The sequence below is a fragment of the Streptomyces sp. GC420 genome (assembly GCF_009916105.1).
In the GTDB taxonomy this organism is placed as follows: domain Bacteria; phylum Actinomycetota; class Actinomycetes; order Streptomycetales; family Streptomycetaceae; genus Streptomyces.
In genome coordinates this window covers 1-7,830 of the sequence record NZ_JAAAXQ010000363.1, presented here as the reverse complement: position 1 = coordinate 7,830, position 7,830 = coordinate 1, and the positions used below count along the sequence as shown (strand labels likewise).

The window sequence follows — 7,830 nt, the reverse complement described above, 5'->3', positions numbered from 1 at the left end:
GTCACTGGACGGTGAACTGTCCAACGGCGCCTTCTTCACCGTCTACCGCTCCGAAGGGGGGACCGTCGGGGCCGACGCCCCCAAGGTGAAGTGCGCCGAGTACTCACGAACCGGCGGTTCCGGCGACCGCGTCCTGCCCCATATCGCCGACTGGTACGAGCGGGGAGAGCTGCCCGGCATCCGCGAGCTCGCCCGCGAGCTGGGCTCGATCGGGGCGCTCGGCATGTCGCTGGAGGGCTACGGCTGCGCGGGGGCCAGTGCCACCCAGTACGGCCTGGCCTGCCTGGAGCTGGAGGCGGCGGACTCCGGCATCCGTTCCCTCGTCTCCGTGCAGGGTTCCCTCGCGATGTACGCCATCCACAGCTTCGGCAGCGAGGACCAGAAGCAGCAGTGGCTGCCAGGCATGGCCGCCGGCGAGATCATCGGCTGCTTCGGGCTCACCGAGCCCGACCACGGCTCCGACCCGGCGGGCATGCGCACCTACGCCAAGCGGGACGGCGACGACTGGGTGCTCAGCGGCCGCAAGATGTGGATCACCAATGGCACGGTGGCCGGTGTGGCCGTCGTCTGGGCCCGTACCGACGACGGCATCAGGGGCTTCGTCGTCCCCACCGACACCCCCGGTTTCTCCGCGCCCGAGATCAAGCACAAGTGGTCGCTTCGCGCCTCCGTCACCAGCGAACTGGTCCTGGACGACGTACGGCTGCCCGCCGACGCGGTCCTGCCCGAGGTCACCGGGCTGCGCGGGCCGCTCAGCTGCCTCAGCCACGCGCGCTACGGCATCGTCTGGGGCTCGGTGGGCGCGGCACGCTCCTGCTTCGAGGCGGCCGTCGACTACGCGAGGACGCGGGAGCAGTTCGGGCGGCCCATCGGCGGCTTCCAGCTCACCCAGGCCAAGCTCGCCGACATGGCGGTGGAACTGCACAAGGGGATTCTGCTCGCCCACCATCTGGGGCGGCGGATGGACGCCGGTACGCTGCGGCCGGAGCAGGTCAGCTTCGGCAAGCTCAACAATGTGCGGGAGGCGATCGAGATCTGCCGCACGGCCCGGACGATCCTGGGCGCCAACGGGATCTCCCTCGAATACCCCGTGATGCGGCACGCGACGAATCTGGAGAGCGTCCTGACGTACGAGGGAACCGTCGAGATGCACCAGCTGGTGCTCGGCAAGGCGCTCACCGGACTGGACGCGTTCCGGTAGCGGGAAGGGGCCGATGAGCGGCCCTGCCGTCAGCTCTGGTTGTAGAAGCCGTCCTGGGCGCGGCCCGCGGTGTCACCGCTGACCACCTGGTACCGCGCGGGCGTGAGCAGGAACACCCGGGTGGCCACGCGCTCGATGGAGCCGCGCAGCCCGAAGGTCAGGCCGGCCGCGAAGTCGACGATGCGCTTGGCGTCGGCGGACTCCATGACCGACAGGTTCACCAGCACCGGGACGCCCTCGCGGAACATCTCCCCGATGGCGCGGGCGTCCCGGAAGCTGTCCGGGGTGATGGTGGCGATGCGGCGGCCCTGCTCCTGGGCCGTCTCCTCCGCCACCCGCACCCGGGGGTTGGTCACCCAGGCGTCCGCGTGACCGGGCTCCTCGGCGTAGTCGTCGTCGTAGTAACGCTCGTCGTTCTCGTCGACGAGGCCCAGCCAGGCACTCGCCCTGCGCACCGATCCCATGGACGCCTCCTCTCACCGCGGCTACATGGATCTCCGCTACCCCTATGGTCGTCCATGATGCGGATACTGCGCCAAGGGGATAGTCGCCGCGCGGTGGTTTCGTGACACTCCTGGTGCAGAACTTATGGCGATTCGTCAAGGTTCCCAAGGCATGCTGCTGCTGTCCGGGTGAAAAATAAGACTCATCGCACCGAACGGGTGATGAGGCCGTCGTACGGGTGAACGGACCCGTCGTTACGATGCCGGACAGCCGTCGGATTCACGACATGGGGGAGTCGGCTTGTTCGGAATTGTCAGGCCCTGCACGCACCGCCTGGGCGAGGGCCTCAAGACGGAGTGGCTGGCCCATCTGTGCGGCCTCTGCCTCGCACTGCGCGGGGACCACGGACAGTTCGCGCGGGCCGCCACCAACTACGACGGGCTCCTCGTCTCGGTTCTGACGGAGGCTCAGTCCGAGCGCGGGAGCGGGTGGCGGCGCACCGCGGGTCCCTGCCCGCTGCGCGGGATGCGGACCGCGCCGGTCGCCCGCGGCGAGGGCGCGCGGCTGGCCGCCGCCGTCTCGCTGGTGCTGGCCTCCGCGAAGGTACGCGACCATGTCGCGGACCGCGACGGGATCATGGGCCGGCGGCCGGTGGCCGCCGCTGCCCGCCGGGTCGCCACGAGCTGGGACCGAGCCGGGGCGCGCACCGGAGCCGAGCTCGGATTCGACACGAATGTGCTGGTCGACGCGGTGGACCGGCAGCTCGGTATCGAGCTTGTCGCAGGCCTGGGCACACCGCTGCTGGCCGTCACGGAGCCCACCGAAACCGCAACCGCTGCGGCCTTCGCCCACACCGCCGTGCTCGCCGGGCGGCCGGGAAACGCGGCACCCCTCGCCGAGGCGGGGCGCTTCTTCGGCCGCCTCGCCCACCTGCTGGACGCCGTGGAGGATCTTCAGCAGGACACCGAGACGGGCGCCTGGAACCCGCTGACGGTGACCGGTACCGGCCTCGAAGAGGCCCGCAGGCTCGCCGAGGACGCGCTGCGGGGCATACGACTGGCGCTGCGCGACACCGAGTTCACGGACAGCCGGCTCGCGCACGTACTGCTGGTGCACGAGCTGCGGCGCTCGGTCGACCGGGCCTTCGGTACGACGAGCTGCGGGCACCAGGGGTACGCCGCCCATCAGGGCCACGGGCCGCAGCAGCACGGCAACGGTGGCCAGGGCGGACATGTGTACGCCGGGGGAACCGGGAACCCCTACGGCGGCGGTAACCCCTACGGGGGCGGCGGAGCCGGTGGCGCCGGTGGCGGTGGCGGCTTCGTCCCCGGACCGCAGCAGCCCAAGCCGCGCGGCTTCTGGGCGGGCTGCGGCGCCTTCCTCTGGCTGGGCTGCACCTGCCAGTTGTGCTGCGCCAAGGAATACGAGGGCCCCTGGTCCCGCAAGAAGCGCGAAGGGTGCTGCCGCGACTGCGACTGCAACTGCAACTGTGACGGCTGCGACTGCTGCTGCCCCTGCGACGGCTGAATCGAAAGCCGGTCCGGTGCGGCCGGGCGATCGAAGGCTCCGGGCGGGGTCCTATAGACGTACCAGCTGTGCGGAGGGGTGAATTCCGGCCGCGTGAGGCCATCGTCCGGGCGGTGGCGCGGGGGACGCGCCCACCGTGCGCGTCGCGGGTCTGACGCCATGTGCGCCGAGCCGTGAGTCCTCACCGCAGGGCCGGGGCGGGAGCACGGATCAGCTGCCCTTTCACCGTGTCGTGCCTGGCCCTCGCGGTCCCGGCCGCCGCGTGCGGAACCGCCCTCGGCGGCGGGCGAACCGGCCGCCCCGCGCGCCACGGTGCAGCCCGGCGGCAGAGGCGCACCGTCCGTCCCCTCCTGTCCGCGGATGACCGCCTTGTCGTCCGGTCGCCGGACGCCCAACGGAACCTGACCGTCCGTGGATTCGTCCTACTGGCGACCGGGACGAGTCACGCGCGCACCCCGGCGGCCGAGGTCGGCCGCCGGGGCGCTGCGGCGTACGCGCGTAGACGGCCGAAAGGCGCCCTTGCGGCTTCCTGCCCCGCGCCGGAAAACTCCCTCGCAGCGCTTGTCAGGAGCACGGCGTGTCCGGAATCCGGTGACCCCCCACTATCCGGGAAGATCATTCCGGCGTGCCGAGTTCCTCGACTGCGCCTCACAGGCCCGCCCACCCCACAGTGGGCCTTCGATTCCTGTTGGAGGAACTGAAGTGAGGATCAAGCGCACCACCCCCCGCAGCGGCATCTCGAGACGTGCCCGGCTGATCGCCGTGGCCTCCGGACTCGTTGCCGCGGCCGCGTTCACCGTCCCCACCGCGAGCGCGGAGCAGGCCGGCACCTTCAGCACCACCGAACTCGCCCAGGTCAGCGAGGCGGTGCTGGAGGCCGATGTGCCGGGCACCGCCTGGTACACGGACAAGGCCACCGGGGCGGTCGTCGTCACCGCGGACAGCACCGTCTCCGCCGCCGAGATCGCCCAGATCAAGAAGGAGGCCGGGGACAACGCCGCCGCCGTCAAGATCAAGCGCACACCCGGCAAGTTCTCCAAGCTCATCTCCGGCGGCGACGCGATCTACGCGGACAGCTGGCGCTGCTCGCTGGGCTTCAACGTCCGCAGCGGCAGCACGTACTACTTCCTGACCGCCGGTCACTGCACCGACGGCGCGGGCACGTGGTACTCGAACTCCGGCCGTACGACGGTGCTCGGCTCGACCGCCGGCTCCAGCTTCCCGACCAACGACTACGGTCTGGTCCGGTACACCAACAGCTCCGTCACCAAGTCCGGCACCGTCGGCAGCGTCGACATCACCAGCGCGGCCACCCCGAGCGTGGGCACCACGGTCTACCGCCGCGGCTCCACCACCGGCACCCACAGCGGCCGGGTCACCGCGCTCAACGCGACCGTCAACTACGGCGGCGGCGACATCGTCTACGGCATGATCCAGACCACGGTCTGCGCCGAGCCCGGCGACTCCGGCGGTCCGCTCTACTCCAACAGCGGCATCGCCTACGGTCTGACCTCCGGCGGCAGCGGCAACTGCTCCTCCGGCGGCACGACCTTCTTCCAGCCGGTCACCGAGGCCCTGAGCGCCTACGGGGTCAGCGTCTTCTGACCGGGCCACTGACCGGGTCGCGGTCCCTTCCGCGCGGACGCGCGGTGGCAGCGCGAGAGCCCCTGTCCGGAATCTCCGGGCGGGGGCTCGTCGGCGTTACCGTGTAGGAGACACCCGTGTCGGCGTGGACTCGTACCGGACCCTGGGGGCCGAGATGGTCGAAGATCTGGTGGTGGCGGCGGCGACGGCCGCGTCCCTCGGCGCGGTCTACGTGACGGCGGCCGCCCGGGTCGTCAAGCAGTACGAGCGCGGACTGGTCTTCCGGCTCGGCCGGCTGCGGCAGAAGGTGCGCGAGCCCGGCCTCATTCTGATCGTTCCGGGCGTCGACCGGCTCCGCAAGGTGAACATGCAGATCGTCACCCTGCCCATCCCGGCCCAGGAGGGCATCACCCGGGACAATGTGACGGTCAGGGTGGACGCGGTCGTCTACTTCAAGGTGGTCGATCCGGCCGACGCCATCATCAGGGTCGAGGACTACCGTTTCGCGGTCTCCCAGATGGCGCAGACGTCGCTGCGGTCCATCATCGGCAAGAGCGAGCTCGACGATCTGCTCTCCAACCGGGAGAAACTGAACCAGGGCCTGGAACTGATGATCGACAGCCCCGCCGTCGAGTGGGGTGTGACCATCGACCGGGTCGAGATCAAGGACGTGTCCCTGCCCGAGACCATGAAGCGGTCCATGGCGAGGCAGGCCGAGGCCGACCGCGAGCGGCGGGCCCGGGTGATCAACGCCGACGCGGAGCTGCAGGCGTCGAAGAAGCTGGCGGAGGCCGCCGGGGTGATGTCGCAGCAGCCCGCGGCCCTGCAACTGCGGCTGCTGCAGACGGTGGTGGCGGTCGCGGCCGAGAAGAACTCGACGCTGGTGCTGCCCTTCCCGGTGGAGCTGCTGCGCTTCCTCGAACGCGCCCAGCAGCAGTACCCGCAGGAGCAGCCGTCCCGGCCGGACCGGTCCGATCGGTCCGATCGGTCCGATCGGTCCGATCGGGCCGACCAGTCGGATCAGCCGGAGGGGTCCGAGGGGCCGCAGCTGCCGCTCGCCCCCGAACAGCTGGCCCAGCTTGCCCGGCTCGCCCAACTCACCGCCCCCGCCGAGCCGGAGCTTGAGCGCGAGCGCGAGCCCGAGCCCGAGGCGCAGGACCAGCCCCACACGTGATGACGGCGCGAACCGCGACAAGTGTTTGCAGTACACGACGCACATCGCGTTCGGCGGCGGTGGGCGGGCGGTCCAGAGGTCTTACCGTGCCAAGTGGGCGTGAGCGCGATGGACGTAGCGGCCGGTGTGGTGTGTATATCGAGATCAGGATTCATCCTGGTGACATAGATCGAAAAGATGTCGTTGCGGTCATGAGTCAAGCTGCCCTGGTCGGGCGGCGGTTCGGGCATCGTGTCCGGCTCGCGCTGTCGCCTGCCGAGTTGTTGGCCGCCGCGCCTCAGGTGCGGCGGGGCCTTCGCCTTCTGCGGCGCAGGCCGGAGGCGGCCAGGGTGACGGCGACTCCGGCGGCGGCCCAGGCGGAGAGCACCAGCAGCGGGCCGGTGACGGCGTTGCCGTCGAAGTAGGCGATCGAGCGTGCCGCCCAGGTGGCCGCGCCCGGAGGCAGGGCGGGGCCGATGTCACGCCAGAAGCCGGGCAGCAGGGGATAGGGGTAGGGGCCGCCGGCGCTCGGATTGCCCAGGACGACGATGAGCAGGATCGCCAGTCCGATGCCCACCACCCCGGCGACTCCCTGGAGGGCCAGGGTGGCCGCGCCGACCGCGAAGACCAGTAGCGCGCCCAGGCCCCACAGGGCCGCGACACTGCCGGGCAGGGCGCCCAGGACCGGCCCGGCGATCACCGCCCCCAGCAGGCCCGCGACGACCGAGTACACCGCGAGCGAACCGAGCCTGAGTACGGCACGGTGCGGGTTGGCGGGGCGGGCGCCCGCGCTGATCGCGAGGGCCGCGGCGCACAGGTAGCCACCCACGCACCACCCCACCGCCAGGTAGAACGCGGAGAGTGCGCGGGCGTCCCCCTGGTGGGCCGGGGCCACGTCGGTGACCAGGACCGTGCGCCGCCGCTCCTTCTCGGCGTCCCCGACCACCTCGGTGAGCGTCTGGGAGAGCGCGGCTCCCGCGCCGCTCGCCACGAGCAGCCGGTCCGTGCTGCCACCGGGGTCGATGATCAGCGCGCCGTCGAGCCGGCGGTCGCGGATCTTCCGTACCGCCGTCGCCTCGTCCTGGGCGGCACGCGGGGCGAGGGGATCGCCGGGCAGCGCTCCGAGTCGCCGTACCGCCTGGTCGGTGATGTCCTGGGAGGGTGTGACCACGGCGATCGGGATCTCGTGCGGTTCCGGCTCGTGGAAGGCCCCGATGTACGAGGCGACGAAGGCCAGCTGCAGCGCGAGTACGCCGATGAGCAGCAGCGCGGCCCTGGTGCTGACCGCGTCCCTCAGCTCACCGAGGAAGCCGGGCGGGTCGTCCCCGTTCGTCTGGGTCATGCACCCAAGCTCGACCGCGGCCGTGGTTCGCGCAGGTGGGGCGGGCCGAATGGCTGACCCGGCGCACTATCGTACGGATGTTCGAAACTTGGTCTATGGTGGAGAGAGGGAGGCGAGACGGGCTTGGTCCAGGAGGTGCGGATGTCCGGATTCACACATCTGCACACCGTCTCGGGATTCTCCATGCGCTACGGCGCGAGCCGCCCGGGACGGCTGGCCGAGCGTGCAGCGGAACGCGGCATGGACGCCCTCGCCCTCACCGACCGCGACACCCTCTCCGGCGCGGTCCGCTTCGCCAGGGCCTGCGCCGAGGCCGGGGTGCGGCCGCTGTTCGGGGTGGAGCTGGCGGTGACCGGACCCGCAGGATCCGCCGGACACCCGGGACCCCTGGCATCCCCGGGCTCGCCGGCATCCCCGGGGCCCGGGGCCACAGGCTTCATGTCCATGGCCTCCACGGGCGGGGCGGACACGTCCCGGCGCCCCCGCACGCCCGCCCGGGGCGGAGCCTTCGTCGACGAGTCCGCGCCCCGCGTCACCTTCCTCGCCCGGGACGGGGCGGCCGGCTGGGCCGAGCTGTGC

The 7,830-nt window shown here is 71.4% G+C and carries 7 protein-coding genes; 5 read left to right on the top strand and 2 right to left on the bottom strand.

The genetic code is table 11. The features are described 5' to 3' along the window. The first annotated feature begins 85 nt into the window (after positions 1-85). A complete protein-coding gene (locus GUY61_RS31070; RefSeq protein ID WP_313896955.1) occupies positions 86-1,201 on the top strand; it encodes an acyl-CoA dehydrogenase family protein in 1,116 nt (371 codons plus the stop codon). Positions 1,202-1,230: 29 nt separating this feature from the next. Here the strand turns inward: GUY61_RS31070 and GUY61_RS31065 are convergent, their stop codons facing one another. Next, positions 1,231-1,665 (bottom strand): cell division protein SepF, encoded by a 435-nt coding sequence (locus GUY61_RS31065; RefSeq protein ID WP_166633584.1) that lies wholly within the window; start codon positions 1,663-1,665, stop codon positions 1,231-1,233. 280 nt (positions 1,666-1,945) lie between these two features. On the opposite strand from GUY61_RS31065, the gene GUY61_RS31060 reads away from it, so the two are divergent. The 3 genes from GUY61_RS31060 (at position 1,946) to GUY61_RS31050 (ending at position 5,930) form a co-directional block, all read left to right on the top strand. Further along, positions 1,946-3,172 (top strand): DUF5685 family protein, encoded by a 1,227-nt coding sequence (locus GUY61_RS31060; protein WP_166633583.1) that lies wholly within the window; start codon positions 1,946-1,948, stop codon positions 3,170-3,172. A 702-nt stretch (positions 3,173-3,874) separates the two neighbouring features. Then, positions 3,875-4,777 carry a trypsin-like serine protease gene (locus tag GUY61_RS31055; protein ID WP_166633582.1) on the top strand — a complete coding sequence of 301 codons (903 nt, stop codon included), beginning with the start codon at positions 3,875-3,877 and terminating at the stop codon, positions 4,775-4,777. 154 nt (positions 4,778-4,931) lie between these two features. Beyond that, a complete protein-coding gene (locus tag GUY61_RS31050; RefSeq protein WP_166633585.1) occupies positions 4,932-5,930 on the top strand; it encodes a slipin family protein in 999 nt (332 codons plus the stop codon). A gap of 277 nt (positions 5,931-6,207) precedes the next feature. Here GUY61_RS31050 and GUY61_RS31045 read toward each other — a convergent pair whose 3' ends face one another. Beyond that, the gene (locus GUY61_RS31045) at positions 6,208-7,251 is read right to left on the bottom strand and encodes a DUF3533 domain-containing protein (RefSeq protein WP_166633581.1); all 1,044 of its coding nucleotides are present in this window, start codon (positions 7,249-7,251) and stop codon (positions 6,208-6,210) included. Positions 7,252-7,392: 141 nt separating this feature from the next. Here GUY61_RS31045 and GUY61_RS31040 point away from each other — a divergent pair. After that, a partial coding sequence (locus tag GUY61_RS31040) for a PHP domain-containing protein (protein ID WP_166633580.1) occupies positions 7,393-7,830 on the top strand: 438 nt, incomplete at its 3' end.